At 68.5% G+C, this 25149-nt stretch carries 23 protein-coding genes; 19 read left to right on the top strand and 4 right to left on the bottom strand.

Going from position 1 to position 25149, the window contains the following annotated elements; genetic code table 11:
* Nucleotides 1–46: 46 nt before the first annotated feature.
* Together menE and GTY96_RS09375 are read left to right on the top strand one after the other, a co-directional pair.
* Nucleotides 47–1510 carry an o-succinylbenzoate--CoA ligase gene (gene menE, locus GTY96_RS09380; protein WP_161664511.1) on the top strand — a complete coding sequence of 488 codons (1464 nt, stop codon included), beginning with the start codon at nucleotides 47–49 and terminating at the stop codon, nucleotides 1508–1510.
* A 194-nt stretch (nucleotides 1511–1704) separates the two neighbouring features.
* The gene (locus tag GTY96_RS09375; RefSeq protein WP_143900688.1) at nucleotides 1705–2943 is read left to right on the top strand and encodes a cytochrome P450; all 1239 of its coding nucleotides are present in this window, start codon (nucleotides 1705–1707) and stop codon (nucleotides 2941–2943) included.
* 62 nt (nucleotides 2944–3005) lie between these two features.
* Here GTY96_RS09375 and GTY96_RS09370 read toward each other — a convergent pair whose 3' ends face one another.
* Nucleotides 3006–3206, bottom strand: a complete 201-nt coding sequence (locus GTY96_RS09370; RefSeq protein WP_143900687.1) for a hypothetical protein — start codon at nucleotides 3204–3206, stop codon at nucleotides 3006–3008.
* 107 nt (nucleotides 3207–3313) lie between these two features.
* The gene (locus GTY96_RS09365; protein WP_143900685.1) at nucleotides 3314–4108 is read right to left on the bottom strand and encodes a class I SAM-dependent methyltransferase; all 795 of its coding nucleotides are present in this window, start codon (nucleotides 4106–4108) and stop codon (nucleotides 3314–3316) included.
* A 459-nt stretch (nucleotides 4109–4567) separates the two neighbouring features.
* Between GTY96_RS09365 and mhpA the strand changes: the two genes are divergently transcribed.
* Nucleotides 4568–6208 carry a bifunctional 3-(3-hydroxy-phenyl)propionate/3-hydroxycinnamic acid hydroxylase MhpA gene (gene mhpA / locus GTY96_RS09360; protein WP_161664510.1) on the top strand — a complete coding sequence of 547 codons (1641 nt, stop codon included), beginning with the start codon at nucleotides 4568–4570 and terminating at the stop codon, nucleotides 6206–6208.
* A gap of 78 nt (nucleotides 6209–6286) precedes the next feature.
* Here mhpA and GTY96_RS09355 read toward each other — a convergent pair whose 3' ends face one another.
* A complete protein-coding gene (locus GTY96_RS09355; protein ID WP_143900681.1) occupies nucleotides 6287–7030 on the bottom strand; it encodes an iron-containing redox enzyme family protein in 744 nt (247 codons plus the stop codon).
* Between the two features lie 13 nt (nucleotides 7031–7043).
* A complete protein-coding gene (locus tag GTY96_RS09350) occupies nucleotides 7044–9191 on the bottom strand; it encodes a hypothetical protein (protein ID WP_186001862.1) in 2148 nt (715 codons plus the stop codon).
* A 406-nt stretch (nucleotides 9192–9597) separates the two neighbouring features.
* Between GTY96_RS09350 and GTY96_RS09345 the strand changes: the two genes are divergently transcribed.
* The 16 genes from GTY96_RS09345 to GTY96_RS09270 all read left to right on the top strand — a co-directional run bounded on the left by GTY96_RS09345 (nucleotide 9598) and on the right by GTY96_RS09270 (nucleotide 25141).
* A complete protein-coding gene (locus tag GTY96_RS09345; RefSeq protein ID WP_161664509.1) occupies nucleotides 9598–10146 on the top strand; it encodes a histidine kinase in 549 nt (182 codons plus the stop codon).
* Between the two features lie 180 nt (nucleotides 10147–10326).
* Nucleotides 10327–11622 (top strand): NADP-dependent isocitrate dehydrogenase, encoded by a 1296-nt coding sequence (gene icd, locus GTY96_RS09340; RefSeq protein WP_143900675.1) that lies wholly within the window; start codon nucleotides 10327–10329, stop codon nucleotides 11620–11622.
* A 28-nt stretch (nucleotides 11623–11650) separates the two neighbouring features.
* Nucleotides 11651–12595 (top strand): malate dehydrogenase, encoded by a 945-nt coding sequence (gene mdh, locus GTY96_RS09335; protein ID WP_143900673.1) that lies wholly within the window; start codon nucleotides 11651–11653, stop codon nucleotides 12593–12595.
* A gap of 228 nt (nucleotides 12596–12823) precedes the next feature.
* Nucleotides 12824–14701 (top strand): succinate dehydrogenase flavoprotein subunit, encoded by a 1878-nt coding sequence (gene sdhA / locus GTY96_RS09330; RefSeq protein ID WP_161664709.1) that lies wholly within the window; start codon nucleotides 12824–12826, stop codon nucleotides 14699–14701.
* 92 nt (nucleotides 14702–14793) lie between these two features.
* The gene (sdhB, locus tag GTY96_RS09325) at nucleotides 14794–15600 is read left to right on the top strand and encodes a succinate dehydrogenase iron-sulfur subunit (RefSeq protein WP_161664508.1); all 807 of its coding nucleotides are present in this window, start codon (nucleotides 14794–14796) and stop codon (nucleotides 15598–15600) included.
* A 268-nt stretch (nucleotides 15601–15868) separates the two neighbouring features.
* Nucleotides 15869–17029: an ADP-forming succinate--CoA ligase subunit beta gene (sucC, locus tag GTY96_RS09320; protein ID WP_143900669.1), complete on the top strand. Its 1161-nt coding sequence runs from the start codon at nucleotides 15869–15871 to the stop codon at nucleotides 17027–17029.
* Between the two features lie 32 nt (nucleotides 17030–17061).
* Nucleotides 17062–17961: a succinate--CoA ligase subunit alpha gene (gene sucD / locus GTY96_RS09315; RefSeq protein ID WP_143900667.1), complete on the top strand. Its 900-nt coding sequence runs from the start codon at nucleotides 17062–17064 to the stop codon at nucleotides 17959–17961.
* Nucleotides 17962–18000: 39 nt separating this feature from the next.
* On the top strand, nucleotides 18001–18426 hold the full coding sequence (gene ndk / locus GTY96_RS09310; RefSeq protein ID WP_143900665.1) for a nucleoside-diphosphate kinase: 426 nt from the start codon (nucleotides 18001–18003) through the stop codon (nucleotides 18424–18426).
* Nucleotides 18427–18619: 193 nt separating this feature from the next.
* Entirely contained in the window at nucleotides 18620–19435 is an 816-nt protein-coding gene (locus GTY96_RS09305) for a siderophore-interacting protein (RefSeq protein ID WP_161664507.1), read from the top strand.
* An 88-nt stretch (nucleotides 19436–19523) separates the two neighbouring features.
* Nucleotides 19524–20654 carry a 23S rRNA (adenine(2503)-C(2))-methyltransferase RlmN gene (gene rlmN / locus GTY96_RS09300; RefSeq protein WP_143900661.1) on the top strand — a complete coding sequence of 377 codons (1131 nt, stop codon included), beginning with the start codon at nucleotides 19524–19526 and terminating at the stop codon, nucleotides 20652–20654.
* A gap of 101 nt (nucleotides 20655–20755) precedes the next feature.
* Nucleotides 20756–21016 (top strand): 30S ribosomal protein S16, encoded by a 261-nt coding sequence (rpsP, locus tag GTY96_RS09295; protein ID WP_014397299.1) that lies wholly within the window; start codon nucleotides 20756–20758, stop codon nucleotides 21014–21016.
* Between the two features lie 23 nt (nucleotides 21017–21039).
* A complete protein-coding gene (locus GTY96_RS09290) occupies nucleotides 21040–21324 on the top strand; it encodes a KH domain-containing protein (protein WP_143900659.1) in 285 nt (94 codons plus the stop codon).
* Nucleotides 21321–21887 carry a ribosome maturation factor RimM gene (gene rimM, locus GTY96_RS09285; RefSeq protein WP_161664506.1) on the top strand — a complete coding sequence of 189 codons (567 nt, stop codon included), beginning with the start codon at nucleotides 21321–21323 and terminating at the stop codon, nucleotides 21885–21887. The genes GTY96_RS09290 and rimM overlap by 4 nt, the downstream gene beginning before the upstream one ends.
* A complete protein-coding gene (gene trmD, locus GTY96_RS09280) occupies nucleotides 21884–22621 on the top strand; it encodes a tRNA (guanosine(37)-N1)-methyltransferase TrmD (protein WP_143900655.1) in 738 nt (245 codons plus the stop codon). The genes rimM and trmD overlap by 4 nt, the downstream gene beginning before the upstream one ends.
* A gap of 118 nt (nucleotides 22622–22739) precedes the next feature.
* Entirely contained in the window at nucleotides 22740–23138 is a 399-nt protein-coding gene (gene rplS / locus GTY96_RS09275) for a 50S ribosomal protein L19 (protein WP_143900653.1), read from the top strand.
* Nucleotides 23139–23236: 98 nt separating this feature from the next.
* Nucleotides 23237–25141, top strand: coding sequence for an ATP-binding protein (locus GTY96_RS09270; RefSeq protein ID WP_161664505.1), 1905 nt, complete (start codon nucleotides 23237–23239; stop codon nucleotides 25139–25141).
* The last annotated feature ends 8 nt before the right edge of the window (nucleotides 25142–25149 follow it).

Here is a 25149-nt window from a genome sequence, read left to right as displayed (position 1 = left end):
TGCGCGCGTTCGCGCTCGTGGGGCGCCGCCCCGGAAGGACCTGCCGATGAACCACGATTGTCCCATTCGCGAAGGCGCGCGACAGACCCCGGACGCGGAGGCCCTGCGCTTCCTGGAGCAGACCTGGACCTTCCGCATGCTGGACGCGGAGGTGGCGCGTTGGACGGAAGCCCTGGTGGCGCGCGGAGTCGGGCAGGGCGACCGGGTGGCGCTCCTGTCCACGAGCCACCCCAGCGTGACGTTCCTCTTCTGGGCCCTGGGCCGCGTGGGCGCGGTGTTCGCGCCGCTCAACGCCCGGCTCACCTCCGCGGAGCTGCGTCCCCTGGTGGACGCCGTGGAGCCCAAGCTGACGCTGGCGCTCGGCTCCCTGCGGGAACGGCTCACGGGCGCGGAGGCACTGGAGGCGTTCACGCAGGGCATGGTCGCGACCTCCGTGCCTGAACGGGCCTGGGACGCGGAAACGCCTCGGGTCATCCTCTTCACGAGTGGGACGACGGGCCGGCCCAAGGGCGCCGTGCTCACGGAAGGCGCCTTCCGTGCGTCGTGTCAGGGCTCCGCCGCGAACCTGGGCCGGCACGCCGCGCCGCGCTGGCTGGGCACGCTGCCGTTGTTCCACGTCGGCGGCCTGGCCATGCTCACGCGGACCGCCTACGAGGGTGGCTGCCTCCTGCTGCACGAGCGCTTCGACGCGGAAGCAGTCAACCGAGCCATCGACGTCGACGGCGCCACGCACGCCAGCTTCGTCGCCACCACGCTGGAGCGCGTGCTCGACGCGCGACACGATCGCACGCTGCCCGTCACGTTCGAGTGCGCGCTGATTGGCGGCGGTCCCGTCCCCACGGCACTGCTGACGCGCGCCCGGGCCGCGGGGCTCCGGGCGCTCCAGACCTACGGCCTCACCGAGGCCTGCTCCCAGGCCACCACCGAGCGCCCCCAGGAGGCCGATGGCCGCACCGCCGGCCCGCCGCTGCCGGGCCTGGAGGTCCGCGTCGTCGGAGCGGATGGCGCACCGCTCGGCGCGGGGCACGAGGGGGACGTGGAGGTCCGAGGCCCCACGGTGATGGTCGGCTACTGGAACCAGCCCGACGCCACGCGCGAAGCCTTCCACGACGGCTGGCTGCGGACGCGGGACGTGGGCGTCCTCGACGCGCGAGGCCGTCTCACCCTGTTGTCCCGCCGCACGGACCTCATCGTTCGCGGAGGGGAGAACCTCTACCCGGCGGAGATCGAGGCCGTGCTCGCCAACCACCCCGCCATCGCGGAGTCCGCCGTCGTCGGCGTGCCAGACTCCCACTGGGGCGAGGTCCCCGTGGCCTTCGTCGTCCTGCGTTCGGGCCATTCCCTGCCCGAGGACCTGGACGCGTGGTGCCGCCAGTCGCTCGCGCGCTTCAAGGTCCCCACGCGCTTCGTTGAGATCGAAACCTTGCCGCGCAACGCGATGAGCAAGGTGGAGCGCTCCGTGCTCCGGCGGGACGCCATGTCTCATCCCATGTATCAGTCAGGGTCTTGAACGCCCCGGATTCCAGGACGGGTGGGGTTCACGGGACTCGCTGAGAAGACCTGTCAGGTCAGACTAGATTCATTATCCGTGGGGGGCATCCTGGGAGGAAGCTCACGGTGAGTACCGCAGTGGAAGCAGTGAAGGCAGAAGGACAGTCTGAAGCGAATCAACCCGACGTGCATGGCAACAGGGCCACTGGCGCCATGAAGTGCCCCCATCTGGGCGCCCAGTACAACCCGTTCGCGGGACCCCACGTCGAGGATCCACATCCTTTCTACGCGCAGCTGAGACAGGACGCGCCTGTCAGCTACAACCCCATGCTGGGGATGTGGCTGGTGAGCCGGTACGACGACATCTGCCACGTGCTCAAGGATCCGTCGCGCTACTCGTCGGCGGACATGGGCAACGTGGGGTCGGTGCTGGCGCCGGAGACGCTCTCGATCCTCGCCGAGGGCTATCCCCTGGCGGACAGCCTGCTCAACTCGGATCCGCCCACGCACACGCGGCTGCGCAAGCTGATGGGGCGGGGGTTCTCCGCGCAGCGCATCGCCGCGCAGGAGGCGCCCATCCATGCCGTCTCGCAGGAACTGGTCAACGCGTTCGCGCACCAGGGCCACGCGGACCTGGTGACGCAGTTCGCGTACCCGTTGCCCGTGCGGGTCATCCTGGGCATGGCGGGCGTGCCCCAGAAGGACATGGCCGACATCAAGCGCTGGTGTGACGACTTCTTCCGGATGATCTTCACGCGCGTCCCCGCGGAGGAGCAGCCGCCGCTCGCGCGCAGCTGGGTCACCTTCCAGCACTACGTCGCCCGCCTCATCCGGGAGCGCCGCGATGAGCCGTGTGATGACCTCATCAGCTACCTGGTCACCACCGACGCGGACGGCGAAGCGCTCACGCTACCGGAGCTGATCATCGCCATCGCCGGCAGCATGCTGGCGGCGGGCCATGAGACGACGACAGCGCTGCTGGCCCAGTGCTGGAAGCAGGCCCTGCTCCAGCCCGGCCTCTGGCAGCGGCTGCGCGAGGACCGCTCGCTCGTGCCCCACCTCATCGAGGAGACCCTGCGCTTCGACTCGGTGGCGCACGGGATGATCCGCACCACCACGGAGGACGTGGAGCTCGCGGGCGTCGCGCTGCCCAAGGGCTCGCGGCTGCTGCTGCTCTACGCGTCGGGAAGCCGCGACCCGGCGCTCCTGGCGGACGCGGACCGCTTCGACATCTCCCGCCACCACCCGTCGCACCTGGGCTTCGGCCGGGGCATCCACTTCTGCATCGGCGCGCCCCTGGCCCGGCTGGAGGCGCTCATCGCCACCAACATGCTGCTGGATCAGATGCCGGACCTGCGCCTGGCGCCGAACCCGGACTTCGCCACCATGCAGAACCTCACCCTCCGCTCCATCCAGCACCTGCGCGTGGAGTGGACCCCCATGGGGGCCTGAGCCCCACCTGGACTCCGGTCCGCCCGTGGCGAGTCCACGGACGGGCCGGAGACGTCAGCGGCTCAGCACTCCGACGCGGGGTGGCCCCACGGGTTGGTCCGCGGATACTTGCGCAGCAGCGTACACAGGCGGTGCGCCGCGACCATCGCGGTGGACTGCCTCGGCGCTTCGGCGTGCATCGCCGTCTGGCCCAACCGGGCCGCCTGCAGTGCCAGCGCGTGCTGCACTTCCGGAGACCAGCGCTTGAACTCGAGCCATTCCATGTGCCTGCTCCTCCTTGAAGGAGCGGCCATTGAACGCCCTTCAATCCAGGAAATCACGACGCCTCGCGTTGGCCTGGGGCGTCAGTGACCTCTCGCTGACAGGAGCCTCAGGCTTGGGAGGGATTGGCTGGTCGGCCGATGAGCATCATCAAGCCGAAGGGGTTCCCGGGGTTGGTGAGCCGGTCGATGTCCCAGACGTAGTCGTCGCCCAGGCCCTGGGTGAGCTCGCGCATCTCCTCCACGGAGTACGTGCGCAGACAGGACACCACGCCGTCGAACGCGGCCGCCAGAGGGATGAGCGGCATCAGGTAGGTGAGCGCCAGGCGGTCCGCGCGGACGGGGCGGATGAAGGGCGTCGTCAGGGGCACGTTGATCAGCGCCGCCGCCGTCATCGCGATGGCCGGCCCGCGCCGCTCCACCAGCTCCATGATGGCGATGCCGCGCCGCTGGGCGACCGCGTCCGCCAGCACCTTGCGCGCCATGTCCGGCGGCAGGTGGTGGAACGAGTTGCACATGATGCGGAAGCCCTTGAACGTCGCCGGCACCGCCGTCGCGTCCACCGGCGTCGTCACGAAGTCGATCTTCCCCGGGTTCGCCGCCTTCGCCTTCTCGAACGCGGAGATCTCCGGATACAGGTCCGTCAGGAGCGCCGTCGCCTGGTAGCCCTCCTGCGTCTCCAGCATTTCCAGCAGCTTCGGCACCGGCCCCGCGCTGCCCGACGCCATGTCCAGCAGCTGCGTCTCACCCATCGCCGCCATCGCGCCCTTGAGCCGCTTCACGAACTCCGAATAGCGGTCGTCCGACAGGCTCCACACGTACGCGAGGAAGTCCGTCACCCCCCGGCGAAGCACCTTCGGGAACCAGGGCTGATCCTCTAATTCAAAAAGTTGCAGTCTGGGCATAATCGCTGGGCGCTCCAAGGGGCTCAGGGGGGAGGACGGCCCCGGCACTGTCGCCCAGTCCGGTGCGACGTACAAGAGGCGCCTTCCGGGTTCACCGGCATACATCCGCATGCTCAGGATACCCACCCAGCCATCGAATTCATGTGGCTGTCGCGAAACTTTGAAGCGTTGCAAGAAATCACGACCCGAAAGGAAGACAGCGGCGCGCGCGCGGACGGAAGTGCATGCGGGGCCTGCAAGGTTTTCAGAGGGGTGCGTTTGATTATCAGGAGGGCGGCGGGGCGGGGCCGGGCGGATGTTTCGGCTGGCGGGGCGGGCCACCTGGATCGTGTTGAAACAGCGGATCCGAAGTGGGGTGGTCAGTGTTTGTCGGTATCATGACCTGCGACCGAGGGGGGGCTTCGGTCGGTGGGTCGCGCGGTTCAAAGCGGATCAGCTCGCACACAACGGGAGGGAGTAATGGCTCCGGAATCTGTTGATGTGATCGTCGTCGGAAGCGGCCCGGTGGGTGCCATGGCGGCGAACCTGCTGGGGCAGTACGGGCTGCGCACCGTGGTCATCGAGAAGGAGATCACGCCGCACACGCAGTCCCGGGCCATCAACGCGGACGACGAAGCGCAGCGCATCTTCCAGGCCGCCGGCATCACGGGTGAGCTGGGGCCGGGCTTCCACCCGTGCCTGAAGATGACCTACGTGGATGACGAGATGCGGATGCTCGCCGAGGTGGACTTCACCAAGGTGGAGCGGCCCAACGGTCACTACATCGGGGCGCTGTTCAACCAGCCGCGGCTGGAGGCCTCGCTGCACCGGGGCCTGGAGCGCTTCGCGCACGTCTCGATGTGGCGCGGTCACGAAGTCGAGTCCTTCATGCAGGATGAGGACGGCGTGTCGGTGCGCGTGAAGGACAACACGTCCGGCCGCACGTTGACGGTGCGCGCGCGCTACCTGCTGGCGTGCGACGGCGCCAAGAGCGGCATCCGCCGGCGGCTGGGCCTGAAGCTGGAGGGCACCACGGCGCTGGAGCACGCGCTGGCCATCTCCGTGGAGACGCCGTCGTCGGCGCCGGACTTCACCTACTACCCCTGCGGGCCGGAGCGCGTGGGCATCGTGACGCGCACCGCGCACGACGAGATGCGCTTCGACACGGTGGTCAAGCCGGGGCAGGACCTGGAGTACGTGCAGACCGCCGAGTACGTGCGGAGCATCATCGCGCCGTTCATCGACCCGGACTCGGTGAAGGTGAAGAGCGTCAACCTCTACGCCTACCACAGCCGCATGGCGGAGAAGTGGCGGGTGGGCCGCGTGTTCCTGCTCGGGGACGCGGCGCACCTGATGCCGCCCTTCCTGGGACAGGGCCTGTGCTCCGGCCTGCGCGACGCGGCGAACCTGACCTGGAAGCTGGCGCACGTGCTGGGCGGCGCGGCGGACGCGTCGCTGCTGGACACCTACGAGGTGGAGCGCCGGCCGCACGCCGCGGAGATGATGCGCCTGTCGGACTCGCTGGGGGCGATGCTGTCGTCGGGAGGCCCGCTGATGGCCCGCGCGCGCAACGCCTTCATCAAGCTGCTGTACCACATGCCCGTCACCGGCCCGTTCATCCGCGAGTACAAGATGAAGCCGAACCTCTTCCACGCGGAGGGGTTCCTCTTCGGCGGCAAGCGCGGCAAGTCCAAGCAGGCGGCGGAGGGGGCCTACTTCCCGCAGCCGCGCGTGGAGCACGGCGAGGAAGGGGAGCGCCCGCTCGACGACGTCATCGGCCACCGGTTCGCCGTGCTGACGCGGCCGGGGGCGCCCGCGGACGTGCAGCAGGCCGCGAAGACGATGGCGGAGGAGATTGGCGGCGTGTGGCTGTCGGTGGCGCCCGCGGCGCGCTCGGGCGCGGGCCGCTCGGGGGAGGTGGTGGATCTGGATGGCAAGCTCGGCGCTTGGTTCGCCCAGCACGCGGCGGACGTGGTCGTCCTCCGGCCGGACCGCTACGTCTACGCGGCCACGAACCACGCGGGGGTCGCGCAGGTCCACGCGGCGCTGAAGCAGGACATCCGGCCCTTCACCCGCAGGGGCAGCCGCGCCTCACGCCGGGCGGCATCGCTCGGGGCCTGAGCCTCCGGGGCCGTTCCTGGCGGACGGACGGGCGTCGGTGGCCTTTGAGGCTCCGGCGCCCGTCGTCGTTTCGGCGTCTCAGGCGGCGGCGGCCTGGAGCATCTGCCGCGCCTTCGCCATGCAGTCGCCGTAGAAGCGCAGGTAGATGTCCAGCGCGCGGGCGCCCGTCTTGGCGATGGTGGTCGCGTGCTCGGGCTTCTGGCCGAGCAGCTTGTTGAGCATGAGCTCGTTGAGGGCGGTGTGGCCCACGTCCAGCTCCACGTGCTCCTTGATGAACGACAGCGAGTTCATCACGTCCGGGCCCAGCACGCGCTTGCACTGCTCGATGAGCCGGGGCGCGAACACCACGGACAGGTTCTCGATTTCATACTCTATGGCGACCTGGCCGCCCGGCATGGGGCCCGCGATGGTCTCCTCGTGGATCTGCCGGTACTCCTGCATGGCGGGGGTGGGGGCCTGGGCGATCAGCGCCTCCGCGTCCAGCTTGGGAGAGCGGCGGGTGTTCCAGCTGGCCACGAGGTTCTTCGTGTCCTCCACCATCATCAGGTGGTGACCGGCCTCGTGCTTGGCGTGCATGATCAGCTTCTCGCCCACTTCCGCCATCCCCGCGCGGACACAGGACTCCCCGGCGCGGCGGATCCACCCGTCCACGGGCTCCGTCATGTAGACGCCCAGGGCACACAACTGGATGAGGAAGGCCTCCAGCAGCGCGGGGTCCACGTTCGGATCCAGCAGGGTCGTCACGTGGGGACCGGTCGCCAGCAGGTGGCGGACGTCGGTGACGTGGGGGAGGTACTGCGATTCGACCAGGGGCTTGCTCATGGGGGACGGCTCCTTAACGGGAGTGGGCACCGCGGCGCCCGATGGTGAGTTCGCTGATGTGCTCCAGGAAGTCGGGGACGAGCTTCGAGGAGATGATCCACAGGTACGGATCCGGGCCGTCGTGCAGGCCGCACTCCTGCACGTAGTCGCCGCCCTCGTCCTCGCGCAGGTAGAGGAAGGAGGGGCGGTTGCGCGCGGCGTACCAGCGCCGGGCCGCGTCCATCAGGGCCGAGTACGCGCGCGTTCCATCCCCCAGCAGGGAGAACAGGCGCGTGTTGTCAAGCAGGCGGAACAGGTTCGCGCCCAGCTGCCCCAGCTCCACCACCGCGGCGGCGCAGGGCACGCCGTCCCGGCGCGCGACCAGGATGGAGCGCTCCCGCTCCATGCCGAAGCTCTTCCACTTCTGCGTGACGGGCGTCATGTCCAGCCGGTCCCGCGTGAGATCCAACGACTCCACGTAGCACTCAGGGAACTGCTGGCCAATGGTCGCGGCCAGCAGGCTCAGCTCGCTCGCGGTGGCGGGGCCGACCTCGTACGGGTGCACGCGGCCGGTCATCTCGTGGCTGAAGGCCTTCATCTTCTGGATCTTCCGCGTGTAGGCCAGACCCGAGCCGGCCTCCATCTGCCGCTGCGCGTAGCGCACGTGCGCCTTGGCGATCCACGGGTTGAGGGCCTCCACGTAGGCCACCACCCAGTGGAAGTCCGGGTCGCTCTGCGGGTGCTCGAACGTGCGCAGGTAGATGTCGCGCATGATGGCGCCTGCTTCCTGCACCCCCGCCGGCGGCTTGCCGGGCCGCTTCGCCACCTGGTGGCCCAGCCACGCGTGGCGGTACGGCTTGGTGAAGGACAGCGTCGCTTCGATGCCGCGCTCGGACGGCCACACCGCCTGGCAGAACAGCTGCGGCACCTCGGCGGCGCGCTTGGCGAGCGACGCGAAGTTGGCCTTCAGCTCCTCGAACTCCTCCGGCGAGCTGCCACCCAGGCTGAAGAAGCCGGAGCGGTTGAACAGCTCCCAGAGCTGATCCACCAGGCCCTCGCTGGTGCGCGTGGCCGGGGACATCGTCTGCGACACGAAGCGCACCCAGCGCGCCTCGTCGGACGAGTAGGGCAGCACGCTCAGGCCGCACAGCACGGTGCCGTCCTCGCGCATGCCGCTGACGTAGCGGATCTCCCCGCGCACGCTCACCCGCTGGCCGTCGCCCAGCTCCAGCTCGATGAGCGGCGGCAGCAGGCCGGGGAACATCAGGTCCTGCGGCTGGCAGCGCACGCACAGGCCAGAGAAGGAGAGATCCAGCACCTCGCGCCGCATCAGCCCCAGCTCCCGCCAAAGCGGGTGGTGGAAGCGCGCGTGTACGCCCTCGGGGGCGGGGACGCGGCGGTGCCAGCGGTGCCGGATGCGGAACAGCTGGTCGGGCAGGGTGGTGAAGAGGCGGTCCCCCTCGCCGTGGCCCGTCTCCGCGCGCATGCGGTACGCGGAGTTGTAGCCGATGACGTCGATGTCGTACGCGGGGTCGCCCCAGTCCGGCGTGGCCTCCTCGGTGCGCCACTCCAGCTGTCCGGTGGCGGCGTGGAAGCGCTCCAGCACCATGCGCACCACGCGGCCCTGGCGGCGCAGCACGCCCTTGTTCCCGGACGCGCAGATGGCCACGAAGATGGAGCGGATCCGCTCGGCGTCGCAGATGGTGTCCTGCACGGGCAGCGCGGACGCGGCCGGCTCCGCCACGCCCCGGCGCAGCGAGTCCGCCAGGAAGCCCAGGATCTCCCGACCCTGCTCCAGCGTCACCCCCACCAACTGCAGCCCCACCGGTGAATTGGCCACGTCCGTGTCCGTGCGGATGAAGGCGCCGTTGAGCGGTCCGATGGTGGCTCCATTGCACGCCAGGTACACCGGGAAGGTGCGCGCCTCCGACGTGTCCATCAGGGGCTGCCGCGGCGCCACCCACACCACCGTGGGGGACAGCCGCGTCACCTCACCCAGCACCGCGTCCGGCCGGCCCACCGCGCAGGTGATGGCCGTGGGGCCGGTGCCGTGCAGCGAATAGCCCGAGTCATCGAGCGCCGCTTCCGCAGGGGGGAGGGGAATCACGTTGCGCAGCGCGTCGCCACTGCCGAATTCGATCGCATGCTTGAACTTCGAGGAAGCCGGGATCCCTCCGTCCATCGTCAGGACTCCCCTCTTGCGGGCAGCGACACCATTCGTGGTCGGCGATGTTGCGAGCACAACACTTCCTCCCTGATTTCCTGGAGACGCTGACGGCTCTGGATTCTGGAACCGCATCATGGGGAACTCGGCCGTAACAGTCAAATCGAATTTATATGCCAGGGCTGTTTTTCTGCCGCTCGGCTTGACTCACCCCGGGTCCTAATCGACTGGACATATACGGGTTTTCCGAGGAGCAAGGCGGACCCAGAGTATGCATCCATATCAGCAAGATGGCGCGCGGCTGTAACCCTCCTCAAACTGAAAAAGCTGGCAGACGTGCCGGGTCAACGGGCAATGGACGACTGTCAGAGGTGGCCGTTATGGTCGGTCTCCAAGGCTCAGTCCCGGGGAGAGGGAGACGCGAATGAGCGCAGCGCTCGATGCGAAGGGGTCGCCGGCGGACGGAGGGTCCTCCTCCGTGCAGGGGCTGGAGCCGGTGGACCTCCCGGACGTCTTCCAGGTGGATGTGGCGGTGTCCGTGCGCGATGCGCTGGAGCTGCTCGGGGCGACGCGGCGCCTGCACGGCGTGGAGGTCACCCTGGAGCTGCCGGAAGCGCCGGTGATCGCCCGGGTCAGCCGCCGCCGGCTGGAGCAGGTACTGCTGCTGCTCGTCGCGCACGCGGTGGACGCGATGACGCCAGAGGCTCCCGCGGTGCGGGTGGTGGTGGATCCGCCGGACGACTTCGGGGACGTGGGGCCGCGCTTCCAGGTGGTGATCCCGGGCGTGAACCTGTCCGAGCGGGAAACGCGCTCGGTGGTGCTGTCGCCCCTGCGCGTCGGAGGCCCCCAGCGGCGGCTGGCCCGCGCACGGGAGCTGGTGGACGCCATGGGCGGCGAGCTGTCACTGGAGCAGCTGGACGAGGGGACGGGCGTGAGCGTCCAACTGCCAGCGCCCGGGCTCGCGAGTTTCTAGTCGCCCCTGAAATCCCGGAAAAGCACACCTGTTTTCCGGACCATTGGCTGCGATAAGCGCGACGCACCGCGGGTGCGCCGGCTCCCATGGGGCGCGCGGCCAAACTCCTTGACGACCGGGGGCGGGTTCCCGACTATCCGCCGCCTCTCAATACCCGGTCCAACTCAGGAGTTTGCGGTCATGGCGCCTCCCTCTGGCGAGAAGATCACCCTGCAAAACGGCAAGCTGAACGTGCCGGCGAACCCGATCATCCCCTTCATCGAGGGCGACGGCACCGGCCGCGACATCTGGAAGGCCTCGCAGGCCGTGTTCGACGCGGCGGTGGAGAAGGCGTACGGCGGCAAGAAGAAGATCTCCTGGTACGAGGTGCTGGCCGGCGAGAAGTCCTTCAAGCAGGTGAACAACTGGCTGCCGGACGAGACGGTCGCCGCGTTCCGCGAGTACCTGGTGGGCATCAAGGGCCCGCTGACGACGCCGGTGGGCGGGGGCATCCGTTCCCTGAACGTGGCGCTGCGCCAGATGCTGGACCTGTACGTCTGCCTGCGGCCCGTGCGCTACTTCAAGGGCGTGCCCAGCCCGGTGAAGCAGCCGGAGAAGGTGGACATGGTCATCTTCCGTGAGAACACGGAAGACATCTACGCGGGCATCGAGTTCGAGGCCGGCTCCGCGCAGGCGGAGAAGTTCCTGGGCTGGCTCAAGCAGGAGTTCCCCAAGGAGGCGGGCAAGGTCCGCTTCGCCGCGAACGTGGGCGTCGGCATCAAGCCCGTGTCGAAGGAAGGCACGGAGCGCCTGGTGCGCGCCGCCATCCAGTACGCGGTGGACCTCAAGCGCAAGAGCGTGACGCTGGTCCACAAGGGCAACATCATGAAGTTCACCGAGGGCGCGTTCCGCAAGTGGGGCTACGACCTCGCCGCGCGTGAATTCGGTGACAAGGTCTACACCTGGGACCAGTGGGAGGCCACCAAGGCCGCCAAGGGCGAGGAGGCCGCCAACGCCGAGCAGAAGGCCGCGGTGTCCGCCGGGAAGATCATCGTCAAGGACTCCATCGCGGACATCACCCTGCAGCAGGTGCTGACCCGTCCGGATGAGTTCGACGTCATCGCCACGCTGAACCTCAACGGCGACTACCTGTCGGACGCGCTCGCGGCGCAGGTGGGCGGCATCGGCATCGCGCCGGGCGGCAACATCAACTACGTCTCCGGCCACGCCGTCTTCGAGGCCACCCACGGCACCGCGCCCAAGTACGCGGACCTGGACAAGGTGAACCCGGGCTCGGTCATCCTCTCCGGCGAGATGATGTTCCGTCACCTCGGCTGGAACGAGGCCGCGGACCTGATCATCAAGGGCATGGACAAGGCCATCGCCGCGCGCACCGTGACGTACGACTTCGCTCGCCTGATGAAGCTGGAGACGAAGGAGTCCGTGACCGAGGTGAAGTGCTCGGAGTTCGGTCAGGCCATCATCAAGCACATGTAGTTCCCACCCCAAGCAAGAGGGCGAAACCATGGCTCAGAATCGCAAGAAGAAGATCGGCCTCATCGGCGGCGGTCAGATCGGCGGCAACCTGGCGCTGCTGGCGGTCCAGAAGAACCTTGGCGACGTGGTGCTCTACGACATCCCGGTGGCCGAGGGTCTGGTCAAGGGCAAGGCGCTGGACATCAACCAGCTCTCCGCGGTGGACGGCTACGACTGCCGCGTCACCGGCTCCACGGACTGGAAGGACGTCGCGGGCTCGGACGTGATCATCATCACGGCCGGCGTGCCTCGCAAGCCGGGCATGTCTCGCGAGGACCTGCTGGAAGTCAACCTGAAGATCATGAAGGACGTGGCGGCCAACATCAAGCAGCACGCCCCGGACGCCTTCGTCATCAACGTCGCGAACCCGCTGGACGCGATGGTGTTCGCGCTCCACAAGATCGCCGGCCTGAAGGACAACATGGTCGTGGGCATGGCGGGCGTGCTGGACACCAGCCGCTTCAAGTGCTTCGTGGCCGAGGCCCTGAACTGCTCCATCCGTGACGTGGAGGCGCTGGTGCTCGGCGGCCACGGCGACGACATGGTCCCGCTCGTGCGCCACAGCACCGTGGGCGGCGTGCCCCTCACCCAGCTCATCGCCAAGGACAAGCTGGACGCCATCATCGACCGCACCCGCAAGGGCGGCGCGGAGCTGGTGGGCCTCTACAAGACGGGCAGCGCCTACTTCGCCCCGGCCTCCTCCTCCATCGCCATGGCGGAGAGCTTCCTCTTCGACCGCAAGCGCGTGCTGCCGGCCGCCGCCCTCCTCAAGGGCCAGTACGGCATCAACGACTTCTTCTTCGGTGTCCCCGCGCAGATCGGCGCGGGCGGCGTGGAGAAGATCATCGAGGTGGACCTGAACGACGCCGAGAAGGCGGAGCTCGACAAGTCCTTCAAGTCCGTCAAGGGCACGGTCGAACTCGTCAAGCTGTAATCCCCGTGTGTCGGCCGGGGCCCGCCGGAGTGCAGCTGGCGGGCCCGGGCCTGATGCCGTGAATGATCCGGGCTTATTGCTCGATCCACCGTCGTTGCGGCGGTACTTTTCCAAGTTAACTAGCGTGTAGGGCTGGCACGGGACGAACCTCGAGCGGGAGCGGGTGCGCGACAGCAGCAGCGCGCCACCTGGCCTGCGCTCGGCGTCCGGCGGTTCAAGGAGACGATGATGGCGGCAGCAGCGCGATTCACGGTGGTGGGCGGCGGTCTCGCCGGGCTGATGACGACGATCAAGCTGGCGGAGGCGGGTCACCAGGTGGACGTGCTCTCGCTCGTCCCGGTCAAACGCTCGCACTCCGTCTGTGCCCAGGGCGGCATCAACGGCGCGGTGAACACGAAGGGTGAAGGCGACCACCCGGACATCCACGTGAAGGACACGCTGCGCGGCGGCGACTTCCTCGCGGAGCAGACGTCCGTGAAGGGCATGTGCTACGCGGCGCCCGGCATCATCTACCTGCTGGACCGCATGGGCGTGACGTTCAACCGCACGCCGGAAGGCCTGCTGGACTTCCGCCGCTTCGGCGGCACCCTGCACAACCGCACCGCGTTCGCGGGCGCCACCACCGGTCAGCAGCTGCTCTACGCGCTGGATGAGCAGGTGCGCCGCTACGAGGCCGAGGGCAAGGTCACCAAGTACGAGTACTGGGAGTGGCTGGGCACGGTGAAGGACGAGTCCGGCCGCTGCATCGGCAGCGTGGCCATGGACCTGCGCACCATGGAGATCCGCACCTTCCCGGCGGAGGCCGTGTGCCTGGCGACGGGGGGCCCCGGCATCGTCTTCGGGCGCTCCACCAACTCCATCATCAATACCGGCACCGCCGCGGGCCGCGCGTACATGGAAGGCGCGCTGTACGCCAATGGCGAGTTCATCCAGGTGCACCCCACCTCCATCCCGGGCGAGGACAAGCTGCGCCTGATGAGCGAGTCCGTCCGCGGTGAGGGCGGCCGCGTCTGGGTGCCGAAGAAGAAGGGCGACGTGCGCGCCCCCCGCGACATCCCGGAGAGCGAGCGCTGGTACTTCCTGGAAGAGAAGTACCCCAAGTACAAGAACCTGGTGCCGCGCGACGTGGCGACCCGGGAGATCTTCATGGTCTGCCGCGACCTGGGCATGGGCCTGGGCGGGCGCGACGGCGTGTACCTGGACGTGACGCACATCCCGGCCAAGACGCTCGACGCGAAGATCAAGGGCGTGATGGAGATCTACGAGAAGTTCGTCGGAGATGACCCGCGCCACACGCCGATGGTCATCTTCCCCGGCATGCACTACTCGATGGGCGGCCTGCACGTCTCCTTCCAGTCGGATCCGGCCACGAACATCCCGGTGGACGGCAGCCCGGTGAACCAGAGCACGCGCATCCCGGGCCTGTACGCGGCCGGCGAGGCGGACTCCGCCTTCCACGGCGCGAACCGCCTGGGCGCCAACTCGCTGCTGTCGTGCATCTACTCGGGCATGATCGGCGGCCCGGCGATGGCGGCCTTCGCCAAGAACCAGACGACCAGCGCCGCGGCGATGCCGGAGAAGTACTTCGCGGACGCGAAGCGCTACTGGGAGGACCGGTTCGCCACCATCAAGCAGATGAACGGGCAGGAGAACCCGTACCAGATCGCCAAGGAGCTGGGCGAGGTGATGACGGAGAACTGCACCGTGGTGCGCTACAACGACCGCCTGAAGAAGACGGTGGAGCGCATCCGCGACCTGAAGGACCGCTGGAGCCGCGTCAACGTCCTGGACACGGGCGTCGTCGCCAACCGCGCGCTCTCGTACACCAACCAGGTGTGGAACATGCTGGAGCTGGGCGAGGTCATCGCCACCAGCGCGCTGCTGCGCGACGAGAGCCGCGGCGCCCACTACAAGCCGGACTTCTCCCTGCCGGAGCCGAAGTCGAAGGACCCGCGCGAGGATCCGTCGTGGATGGAGCTGTGGCGCAAGCGCCACGAGAAGTGGGCGAAGACGACCATCGCCACCTACGCCGCCCAGGGCCCGCAGATCTCCTACCAGGACCTGCCGACGCCCGTGCTGGATCCCGAGCCGCGCTGGTACGCGTAACGCGGGGCGTTCGTTTTTCCGGTCCCGCGCGCGCTCTGGCGGCGCGGGTATCCGCCACCTGATTTGGCAGTGAAGGGAAGGGCATCCGCATCATGGACACCGCACAGGCCAGCGCCGTCAGCACCCAGACCGTCACCTTCCGCATCTGGCGTCAGGATGATCCGAACAAGCCGGGTCACTTCGACGAGTTCAAGGTCCCCTATCGCAAGGGCGCCAACGTCATCTCCTGTCTGATGGAGATCCAGCGCAACCCCGTCACCGCGGAGGGCAAGAAGGTGGCCCCCGTGATCTGGGACGCCGCGTGCCTCGAAGAGGTGTGTGGCAGCTGCGCGATGAACATCAACGGCCGGGTGCGCATGGCGTGCTCCGCGCTGGTGGACAAGCTCCAGCAGCCCATCACCCTGGAGCCGATGAAGAAGTTCCCGGTGGTGCGTGACCTCACCGTGGACCGCGACCGCATGTTCGAGTCGCTCAAGCGCGTGAAGGGGTGGGTCCCCGTCGACGGCACGTACAACCTGGGCCCCGGCCCGCGCCAGTCGCAGAAGGATCAGTCCGTGATGTACGTGCTGTCCACGTGCATCACTTGCGGCAGCTGCCTGGAGGCGTGCCCCCAGGTGACGCAGGACAACGAGTTCATGGGCGCCGCGCCCATCAGCCAGGCCCGCCTGTTCAACATGCACCCCACGGGCAAGCTGAACGCGGAGGAGCGCACGCGCGCGCTCATGGGCCCCGGCGGCATCCAGGACTGCGGCAAGGCGCAGAACTGCGTGAAGGTCTGCCCGAAGGAGATCCCCCTCACGACCTCCATCGCGGTGATGAACCGCGAGGTGAGCAAGCTGATGATCAAGGACATCTTCTTCAAGGAAGAGGAGCAGAAGGAGTCGAGCGGTCCGGGGTAGTCCTTCCCGCCCCGCCGACCTGGCTTCCTCGCGGCCCCGTGCTGGCACCCTTTTGGTACAGGGGGCCGGGCGGGGCCGTGGCCGTACAAGTGAAGGCCGCCTCATCCTCGCGGACACCGGGGGTTATGTCGGAGGCAAGGCCTGTGTCCCACCGCGACGCTGGGGGCCAAACGGCCTTGCCATCCGTCGCTTTCTGCGCAATGAGGGCCCGCGTTGACGCCCTTTATCAGGGCTGTCCTCGTCTCCCCTCGTCCCACCCGGAGATTCGATGAAGATCCACGAGTACCAGGGCAAGGAACTCTTCCGGAAGTATGGCGTGCCCACGCCGCGCGGCATCCTCGCGCTCTCTCCCGATGAGGCGGAGGCCGCGGCGAAGGAGCTGGCGACGCCCGTCGTCGTCGTGAAGTCGCAGATCCACGCGGGCGGCCGCGGCAAGGGCGGCGGCGTGAAGCTGGCCAAGAGCCCCGCGGAGGCCAAGGAGCTGGCCCGGCAGATGCTGGGCATGATGCTCAAGACCATCCAGACCGGCCCGGAAGGGCAGAAGGTCCACAAGGTCTACATCGAGCAGGGCCTGGACATCGGCCGTGAGCTGTACCTGGGCGTGACGCTCGACCGCGCCACCAGCCGCGTCACCTTCATGGCGTCCACCGAGGGCGGCGTGGAGATTGAAGAAGTGGCGGAGAAGCACCCGGAGAAGATCCTGCGCGCGGTGGTCGACCCCGCGGTGGGCTTCGCGGACTTCCAGGGCCGCGAGCTGGCCTTCGGGCTGGGCCTGACGGGCCCCACGGTGAACAAGTTCGTGCAGTTCTGCTCCGCGCTCTACCGGATGTACATGGAGACGGACGCGTCCCTCGTGGAGATCAACCCGCTGGTCATCCTGAAGGATGGCGGCGTGGTGGCGCTCGACGCGAAGGTGACCTTCGACGAGAACGCGCTCTACCGGCACAAGGATCTGCTGGAGTACCGCGACCTGGCGGAAGAGGAGCCCCGCGAGACGCAGGCCAAGGAGTTCGACCTGGCCTACATCGCGCTGGACGGCAACATCGGCTGCATGGTGAACGGCGCCGGCCTGGCCATGGCGACCATGGACACCATCAAGCTGGTGGGCGGCGCTCCGGCCAACTTCCTGGACGTGGGCGGCGGCGCGAGCAAGGAGAAGGTGACGGCGGCCTTCAAGCTCATCCTCGCGGATCCGCAGGTCAAGGCGGTGCTCGTCAACATCTTCGGCGGCATCATGAAGTGCGACGTCATCGCGGAGGGCATCATCGCGGCGGCGAAGGAAGTGCAGCTCAAGATTCCGCTCGTCGTGCGCCTGGAAGGCACCAACGTGGAGCAGGGCAAGGAACTGCTTCGCAACTCCGGGCTGGCCATCACTCCCGCGGACAACCTGCGCCAGGCGGCCGAGAAGGCCGTGGCGGCCATCAAGTAGGGCCTGCGCTCCCTCTTTCCTGAAAGAACGCCATGAGCATCCTCGTCAACGAGAACACGAAGGTCCTCGTCCAGGGCATCACCGGCTCGGCGGGCTCGTTCCACGCCAAGCAGATGCTGGAGTACGGGACGAAGATTGTGGGCGGTGTCACGCCGGGCAAGGGCGGCACCTCCTTCGAGGGCAAGGTCCCCGTGTTCAACACCGTGGCCGACGCCGTGAAGCAGGCGGGCGCGAACACGTCCGTCATCTTCGTGCCGCCGCCCTTCGCCGCTGACTCCATCATGGAGGCCGCGGACGCGGGCATCTCCCTCATCATCACCATCACCGAAGGCATCCCGGTCAACGACATGGTGCGCGCCAAGCGCTACCTGGCGGGCAAGCCGGTGCGCCTCATCGGCCCCAACTGCCCGGGCGTCATCACCCCCGGCGCCAAGTGCAAGATCGGCATCATGCCGGGCCACATCCACAAGCCGGGCCGCATCGGCGTGGTGTCGCGCTCCGGTACGCTGACGTACGAGGCCGTGCACCAGCTCACGCAGCTGGGCCTGGGCCAGTCCACCGCGGTGGGCATTGGCGGCGACCCCGTCAACGGCACCGACTTCGTGGACGTGCTCAAGCTCTTCCAGGCCGACCCGGAGACGGACGCCGTCATCATGATTGGTGAGATCGGCGGCAGCGCGGAGGAGGCTGGCGCCGAGTACGTCGCGCGCGAGTTCACCAAGCCCATCGCCGGCTTCATCGCCGGTCAGTCCGCGCCCCCGGGCAAGCGCATGGGCCACGCGGGCGCCATCATCTCCGGCGGCAAGGGTACGGCCACGGAGAAGATCAAGGCGATGGAGGCCGCGGGCATCCTGATGGCCGCGAGCCCCGCCGAGCTGGGCACCACGCTGCAGGAAGCCGTCAAGCGCGGTCCCCCCAAGAAGAACCGCTAAAGCTTCATCCCCGCGAACACACACGAGGATTCAAACACCATGGCCATCGAGCGCACGCTGTCCATCATCAAGCCGGACGGTCTCAAGAAGCACGTTGTCGGGCAGATCATCTCCCGCTTCGAGGCGAAGGGCCTGACGCCTGTCGCCATCCGCCTGCAGCAGCTTTCCCAGAAGGAAGCGGAAGGCTTCTACGCGGTCCACAGCGCCCGGGGTTTCTTCAAGGACCTGGTCGCCTTCATGATCTCCGGCCCGGTGGTCCTGATGGTGCTGGAGGGTGAGAACGCCGTCCTCGCCAACCGCGACCTCATGGGCGCCACGGATCCGAAGAAGGCCGAGAAGGGCACCATCCGCGCGGACTTCGCGGACAGCATCGACGCGAACACGGTGCACGGCTCGGACAGCCTGGAGAACGCGAAGAACGAGATCGCGTACTTCTTCCGCGCGACCGAGATCCAGGCCTACTAGGCCTTGCCGTCCACCCGCCACCGCGCGGGTGAGCAGGACTCCGGCCCGGAGCCCGCGCCCCTTCGAAAGGCGCAGGCCCGGGCCGCCGTCTTTTCCACCGCCTGCCCGGCCGCCACCCTCAGTCGTATCCGGTTGCTCTCCCGGACGGTCCTTGCTACCGATAATGACAATCACTATCGGCAAGGAAGAGCGCATGAGCGGCGATTCGGAGCGCGTGGCCCGTCGGGGGCCGTTCCCGGTGAAGTTGCGGTTGCTGGAGGTCCTGCGGGTGACGCGGCTGTCGCCGCACATGGTGCGGGTGACGCTGGGGGGCCCGGAGCTGGAGGGCTTCTCCTCGCCGGGGGCGGATGATCACGTGAAGTGCTTCTTCGCGGAGCCCGGCGTGAAGAAGCCGAACATGCCGGTGGTGGGGCCCAACGGGCTGGTCATGCCGGAGGGGCTCGCGAAGCCCGCGTCGCGCGACTACACGCCGCGCCGGTTCGACGCGAAGGCGGGCGAGCTCGAGATCGACTTCGTGCTTCATGGAGAGGGCCCCGCGTCGTTGTGGGCCGCGAACGTGAAGCCCGGCGACTTCCTGGGCATCGGGGGGCCTCGCAGCACCCACGACGTGGCGGACGACTTCGACTGGTACCTGCTCGCGGGCGACCAGAGCGCGCTGCCGGCCATCGCCCGGCGCCTGGAGGAGCTGCCGGCGGGGAAGCGCGCCTTCGCCTTCATCGAGGTCGCGGACGCGGCGGAGGAGCAGCCCATCGTCAGCAAGGCGGACGTGAAGCTCACCTGGCTGCACCGGGGCGCCGCGGAGGCGGGCACGACGAAGCACCTGGAGGACGCGCTCCGGGCCTGGACGCAGCCGGCCGGGGACGGGTTCGTGTTCGTGGCCGGAGAGTCCACATCGCTCAAGTCCATCCGGGAACACCTGGTGAACGAGCGCGGTCTGAACAAGGGCTGGATGCGGGTGTCGGGTTACTGGAAGCGCGGCGTCGCCGAGCACCACGACGCGAAGGGGTAGGCAGGGCAGGGGGCGGGCACTCCTTTGACTTGCCGTGCCTTCTTGTGGGAAGCACGGCGCATTGCCTTCCGTTAGCCCCGACTGAACGATGTCCGAGCCTACCGCCACCGTCCTCCCTGTCACCGAGCCCCTCCCGGTGCCGGCACCCGCGAAGCTGGTCGACGTGGCCAGCCTGTCGCGTGAGAAGCTCGCCCTCTTCCTGAGCGAGCAGCTGGGCGAGCGCCCGTTCCGCGCCGCGCAGCTGTACCGCTGGCTGCATCAGCGCGGAGCCACGAGCTTCGACGAGATGACGGACCTGTCGAAGACGCTGCGCGAGAAGCTCAAGGTCCAGGCGGAGATCGTCCCGCTGGTGAAGGACCTGGAGCAGCGCAGCATCGACGGCACCATCAAGTACCGCTTCAAGACGCGGGACGGTCGCTTCATCGAGTCCGTCTACATGCCGGCGGAGGACCGCAAGACGCTGTGCGTGTCCACCCAGGTGGGCTGCGCGATGGCGTGCTCCTTCTGCATGACGGGCACGCTGGGCCTCAAGCGCAACCTCACGCCCGGGGAGATCGTCGCCCAGGTGCACGCGGTGAACCGCGAGGTGCGCCGCAACGAGAACCTGGAGACGCTCCGCCCGCTCACGAACCTGGTGTTCATGGGCATGGGCGAGCCGCTGCACAACTTCGAGAACCTGAAGACGGCGCTCGCCATCCTCCAGTCGGAGGAGGGACCCAACTTCAGCCACCGGCACATCACCGTCTCCACCGTGGGCCTGGTGCCGATGATCGAGCGCTTCGGCCAGGAGACGGACGTCAAGCTGGCCATCTCGCTCAACGCCAGCACGGACGAGCAGCGCAGCCAGACGATGCCGGTGAACCGGAAGTGGAACATCGCGGCGCTGCTGGACGCGTGCCGGAAGTTCCCGCTCCGCCAGGGGCGGCGCATCACCTTCGAATACGTGCTGCTCAAGGGGTTCAACGACAGCGACGCGGACGCGCACCGGCTCAAGGAGCTGCTGCGCGACATCCCGGCGAAGGTGAACCTCATCCCCTACAATGAGAACCCCGGCCTGGGCTTCCAGACCACGGGCGAGGAGCGGGCGGAGGAGTTCCGCGCCATCCTTGCCGAAGCGCACGTCGCGGCGTACATCCGGAAGAACCGGGGTCGGGACATCGCGGGAGCCTGCGGTCAGCTCGCCAATCGGGGCGAGGCGGCCGCGGAAGTCCCGACGTGACATAAGCACCCGAGCTTCCTTGACAATCCTGTTGCCGGGGCGCTAAGAGCGCCCCCCTCGCCTGTTACCGTAGAAGTCACACGTTTTCGCTGGAGCGTTCCATGGCCGTTGTCCTCCGTCTTGCCCGCGCGGGCGCCAAGAAGATGCCGTACTACCACGTGGTTGCCACCGACTCGCGCAGCCCCCGCGACGGCAAGTTCCTGGAGCAGGTCGGTTCCTACGACCCCAACCACAGCCCCGCGAAGGTGCAGTTCAACGAGGAGCGGCTGAACTACTGGCTGAAGAGCGGCGCGCTGCCCTCCGAGACGGTCGCGGACCTGATCAAGACGGCGAAGAAGCAGGCCCCGGCGACCACCGCCTGAGCACGCCCCCGTCTGGACAAGACGTGGAGCCGCTGCTCACGTATCTGGCGAAGGCCCTGGTCGATCAACCGGACCAGGTCACCCTGCGCATCTCCGAGGCGGAAGGCGGCCGGCTCTATGAGCTGAAGGTCGCCCCCGAGGACGTCGGCAAGGTCATCGGACGTGATGGGCGCACGGTGAACGCCCTCCGGACGCTGCTCAACGCCGCCGCCCAGAAGCAGGGGCAGAAGGTCCGCCTGGAGATCCTCGATGATCGGCGCACCCCGGGTTCCCCGCCGGTGCCGTCCGCTCCGGACGCCGCGCGGTGAGCGCGCACCCGTGTCTGGAGTTGGGCTACGTGGCCCGTGCGCACGGGCTCCGGGGCGAGGTGGCGGTCCGCAGCTTCGACCCCGCCTCGGAGACGCTCGGCACCGTCGAGCGGGTCCGCCTGCGCTTGCGCTCCGGTGAGGAGCGCGAGTACGCCGTGGAGGCCTTCCGCCCGGCGAACAAGGAAGACCTGCTGTGCTTCGAGGGCGTCGAGTCCCGCACCGCCGCCGAGGCGCTGGTGGGGGCGAAGGTGTTCGTCTACCGCGAGGACCTGGAGCCGCCCGAGGAGGGCGAGTTCTTCCAGGGCGACCTCGTGGGGCTCCACGCCGTGGATGAGCAGGGGGTGTCCCTGGGCACGGTGGAGGAGGTCTGGGCCACCGGCGAGGTGCCCAACCTGGTGATCCGCGCGAAGGGGCGTCCGGAGCTGGTGGTGCCCTTCGCGGACGAGTTCGTGCCGACGGTGGACGTTCCCGCCGGGCGCATCGTCATCCGTCCCCCGGAGTATCTGGAGGCGGACGGACCTGGAGGTCCCCCCTGGGGCTCCGGCGACGGAGACGGCGGGTGAGCTACCCCGTGGAGGTCCTCACGCTGTTCCCGGGGATGGTGTCCGGCTACCTGGGCGCGAGCATCCTCGGGAAGGCCCAGGAGAAGGGGCTGCTTTCCGTCACGCTCACCGACGTGCGCGACTACGCCGAGGGCAAGCACCGCGTCACCGACGACGCGCCGTATGGCGGCGGCGCTGGCATGGTGATGAAGCCGGAGCCGCTGGTGGCCGCCATTGAAGCGGCGCGCGTTCGGATGCCCGGGGCGAAGGCGCTCCTGATGAGCCCTCGGGGGCCCACGTTCTCCCAGGCCACCGCGCGCGAATTGGCGCGGCACGAGGCGGGGCTGATCCTCGTCTGCGGCCGCTATGAGGGCGTGGACGAGCGGGTGATGCCGTTCCTGGACGGCGAGCTGTCCCTGGGGGACTTCGTCCTCACCGGCGGCGAGGTGGCCGCGATGGCGGTGGTGGACGCCGTGGCGCGGCTGGTGCCGGGCGTGCTCGGCAACGAGGCCTCCTCGGTGGCGGAGAGCTTCGAGGAGGGCTTGCTGGAGCACCCGCACTACACCCGGCCGCCTGTCTTCCGGGGCGCCGAGGTGCCCGCCGTCCTTCAGTCCGGCGATCACGCACGGATCGCACGGTGGCGCCGGTGGAAGGCCATCAAGCTCACCCAGGCCCGGCGTCCGGATCTGTATTCGCGGCTGGAGTTCGGCAAGGCGGATCAGAAACTGCTCGCCAGGGACGAAGAAGCGTTGTAACCCTGCGCGTTCTCGCGGAACCCTTCGTTGCAGGCTTGTCCGTCCCGGCGGTCTCTGCTAGGACGGCCCGCTCTTTCCACGCGTCCTACGCGTCAAGTTCCGCTTTCTGGAGTCCGTTATGCGCCGCAGTCTCATCGAGCACGTCGAAAACAAGTTCCTGCGCAAGGACATCACCGCGTTCCGCACGGGTGATTCCGTTCGCGTCCACTGGAAGGTCAAGGAAGGCGAGAAGGAGCGCGTGCAGGCCTTCGAGGGCGTGGTCATCCGCAAGACCAAGGGCACCAACCGCGCCACCTTCACCGTGCGCAAGATGTCCTTCGGCGTCGGCGTGGAGCGCATCTTCCCCATCCACAGCCCGCGCTACGAGAAGATCGAGGTCCTCACCCGCGGCGACGTGAACCGCAAGCGCCTGTTCTACCTCCGCGACCTGAAGGGCAAGGCCTCGCGCGTGGACGTGCAGGTGGATCCGGACCGCGCCGCCGCCAAGGCCGCCGCGGCCGCCGCCAAGGGCCAGTAGGTCCTCAGAAACCCTCTCGCGGCCTTCGCGGCCGCGTGCGAGAAGGAGCGTCCGCCACTGGACGCTCCTTTTTTCGTTCAGGCTAGACTGTTCCCGCCATGCACTTCGTCGAGGTCGCCATCCAGAATGTCCGCGGGTTCTCACCCGCAGGGCGTTTCCCGCTGAAGACGGGGTACCTCATCCTCAAGCCGCCGACGGCGGACGTGTTGCCGCTGGCGAACGTGGCGCTGTCGCTGCTGTTCGCGGATGGCCGGGGTGGGGACTCGAGCCTGGTGGGGTCCGCCGGGCGCTCGGGCAAGGCCGCGCTCACGTTCGTGGGCCAGGACGGGATGACGTACCGGGTGCTGCGCGAGCTGGGCGGTTCGGGTTCGCTGCACCGGCTCAACCCCGCCACCACGCAGCCGGAGCTGGTGTCCACCGACACGTCGGAGATCAATCAGTACCTGCGCGGTCAGGCGGGCCTGCCGCCGCGCACCACCTTCGAGCAGGTGTACTGCCTCCAACTGGTGATGCTGCCGTCGCGCCGGCCCCGCAAGAGCACGCCCAAGGCCGCCGCCGCCGCCGCGAAGGGCGCCCCCGCGCCGTCGCTGGCGGCCGCCGTCCAGGTGCTGCCGGCGGAGGACCTCCCGGCCGCCGAGGCGAAGGTGAAGGTGCTGGAGAAGGAGCTCATCACCTCCAAGGCGGTGGATCAGCTGCAGTTCAAGGTGGATGAGCTGTCGTCGCTCATCTTCGAAGCCGACTCGAAGCTCAAGGGCAGCGAGGGCCTCAAGGCCGCCATCGCGGATGCGGAGACCGCCTGGCGTGGGGCGCCCACTCCGGAGTCGCTGGGCCTGCCTCAGGACATCCTGTCGCGCGTGAAGCGGCACCCGAAGGCCGTGGCGCGGCGGGACGAGGCGCTGGCTCGGCTGGAGACGGACCGCGATCCGGAGCTGGAGGACGCGACGCTGAAGGTGCCGCCGCTCACCCAGAACCGGTACTTCTGGGGCGGGCTGGGCGCGGGCGTGCTCTTCATGGGGCTCAGCGTGGGCCTGGGCTTCACCATTGGCCCGCCGACGTGGCGCTACCTGGCGCTGCTCAACATCCCCGCGTTCGGCACGTCCGCGCTGATGGCGCTGCGCTACGTGGACGACCTGCAGAAGGCCACCCGCCGGGGCTCCAAGGACAACCGCAAGGACGCGCGGCTGAAGAAGATCCTCGATGAGTTCGAGATCGAGGACGCGCCGGTGCGCATGGCGCTCAAGGCCCTGAACGTGGAGTCGCTCGATGAGATCTTCCCGGCGCTGGAGCAGAAGGACCTGCTCGGCATCCGCCTGGGGGAGCTCCAGACGCAACTGGAGGAGTTCGAGGCCTCCGCCGAGTACCAGGCCGCGCTGCGCGACGGACAGGACCTGCGCGCGCAGCAGGAGGAACTCAACGCGGAGCTGACCGCCAAGGGCACCTACGTGCGTGACCTTCGCGAGGTGGAGCGCGAGCTGTCCCGGCTGAAGGAGTCCATCGCGCTGGCGAAGGCGCCTCCGGTGCAGGTGGCCGCGGCGCCCGGCCAGGCCCCGGTGCCGGTGGATCCGCTGGAGGACCCGTCCCCGCTGGTGCTGTCGCAGGCCGCGGACGTGCTCACCTCCGACATGCTGTCGGTGCAGGCCCTCATGAAGGACCGCTGCGTGCAGTACCTCACCGCGCTCACCGACCGCCGCTACCAGGGCGTGGAGTGGGACCGCGACGGCAATGCCTTCCTGCTCGCGCAGAACAGCCGCATCCCGGTGGGGGAGCTGCCTCCCAAGGACATCGACCTCTACTACCTGGCGCTGCGCATGACGGTGGTGGAGAAGACGTGCGCCCGGGTGAAGCGGCCGTTCATCCTCGACGATGTGCTGACGGGCGTGGAGGAGGCGAAGCTGCCCCTCGTCGCGCGCATGCTCAAGCACCTGGGCACGCTCACGCAGGTGCTGCACGTCACCGCGCACCCTGGCTTCGCCCAGATGTCGGACGGCTCCGTTAACGTCTAGCCGCCGCC

Source organism: Corallococcus silvisoli (assembly GCF_009909145.1).
GTDB classification, from domain to species: domain Bacteria; phylum Myxococcota; class Myxococcia; order Myxococcales; family Myxococcaceae; genus Corallococcus; species Corallococcus silvisoli.
The sequence above is the reverse complement of the archived record's forward strand: the minus strand, read 5'-3'. Positions and strand labels throughout refer to the sequence as shown.

Bases quoted from the DNA above. Each gene is read 5' to 3' on its own strand.
- menE (WP_161664511.1), top strand. From the start codon at position 47: ATGAACCACGATTGTCCCATTCGCGAAGGCGCGCGACAGACCCCGGAC.
- GTY96_RS09375 (WP_143900688.1), top strand. From the start codon at position 1,705: ATGAAGTGCCCCCATCTGGGCGCCCAGTACAACCCGTTCGCGGGACCC.
- GTY96_RS09370 (WP_143900687.1), bottom strand. From the start codon at position 3,206: ATGGAATGGCTCGAGTTCAAGCGCTGGTCTCCGGAAGTGCAGCACGCG.
- GTY96_RS09365 (WP_143900685.1), bottom strand. From the start codon at position 4,108: ATGCCCAGACTGCAACTTTTTGAATTAGAGGATCAGCCCTGGTTCCCG.
- mhpA (WP_161664510.1), top strand. From the start codon at position 4,568: ATGGCTCCGGAATCTGTTGATGTGATCGTCGTCGGAAGCGGCCCGGTG.
- GTY96_RS09355 (WP_143900681.1), bottom strand. From the start codon at position 7,030: ATGAGCAAGCCCCTGGTCGAATCGCAGTACCTCCCCCACGTCACCGAC.
- GTY96_RS09350 (WP_186001862.1), bottom strand. From the start codon at position 9,191: ATGGACGGAGGGATCCCGGCTTCCTCGAAGTTCAAGCATGCGATCGAA.
- GTY96_RS09345 (WP_161664509.1), top strand. From the start codon at position 9,598: ATGAGCGCAGCGCTCGATGCGAAGGGGTCGCCGGCGGACGGAGGGTCC.
- icd (WP_143900675.1), top strand. From the start codon at position 10,327: ATGGCGCCTCCCTCTGGCGAGAAGATCACCCTGCAAAACGGCAAGCTG.
- mdh (WP_143900673.1), top strand. From the start codon at position 11,651: ATGGCTCAGAATCGCAAGAAGAAGATCGGCCTCATCGGCGGCGGTCAG.
- sdhA (WP_161664709.1), top strand. From the start codon at position 12,824: ATGGCGGCAGCAGCGCGATTCACGGTGGTGGGCGGCGGTCTCGCCGGG.
- sdhB (WP_161664508.1), top strand. From the start codon at position 14,794: ATGGACACCGCACAGGCCAGCGCCGTCAGCACCCAGACCGTCACCTTC.
- sucC (WP_143900669.1), top strand. From the start codon at position 15,869: ATGAAGATCCACGAGTACCAGGGCAAGGAACTCTTCCGGAAGTATGGC.
- sucD (WP_143900667.1), top strand. From the start codon at position 17,062: ATGAGCATCCTCGTCAACGAGAACACGAAGGTCCTCGTCCAGGGCATC.
- ndk (WP_143900665.1), top strand. From the start codon at position 18,001: ATGGCCATCGAGCGCACGCTGTCCATCATCAAGCCGGACGGTCTCAAG.
- GTY96_RS09305 (WP_161664507.1), top strand. From the start codon at position 18,620: ATGAGCGGCGATTCGGAGCGCGTGGCCCGTCGGGGGCCGTTCCCGGTG.
- rlmN (WP_143900661.1), top strand. From the start codon at position 19,524: ATGTCCGAGCCTACCGCCACCGTCCTCCCTGTCACCGAGCCCCTCCCG.
- rpsP (WP_014397299.1), top strand. From the start codon at position 20,756: ATGGCCGTTGTCCTCCGTCTTGCCCGCGCGGGCGCCAAGAAGATGCCG.
- rplS (WP_143900653.1), top strand. From the start codon at position 22,740: ATGCGCCGCAGTCTCATCGAGCACGTCGAAAACAAGTTCCTGCGCAAG.
- GTY96_RS09270 (WP_161664505.1), top strand. From the start codon at position 23,237: ATGCACTTCGTCGAGGTCGCCATCCAGAATGTCCGCGGGTTCTCACCC.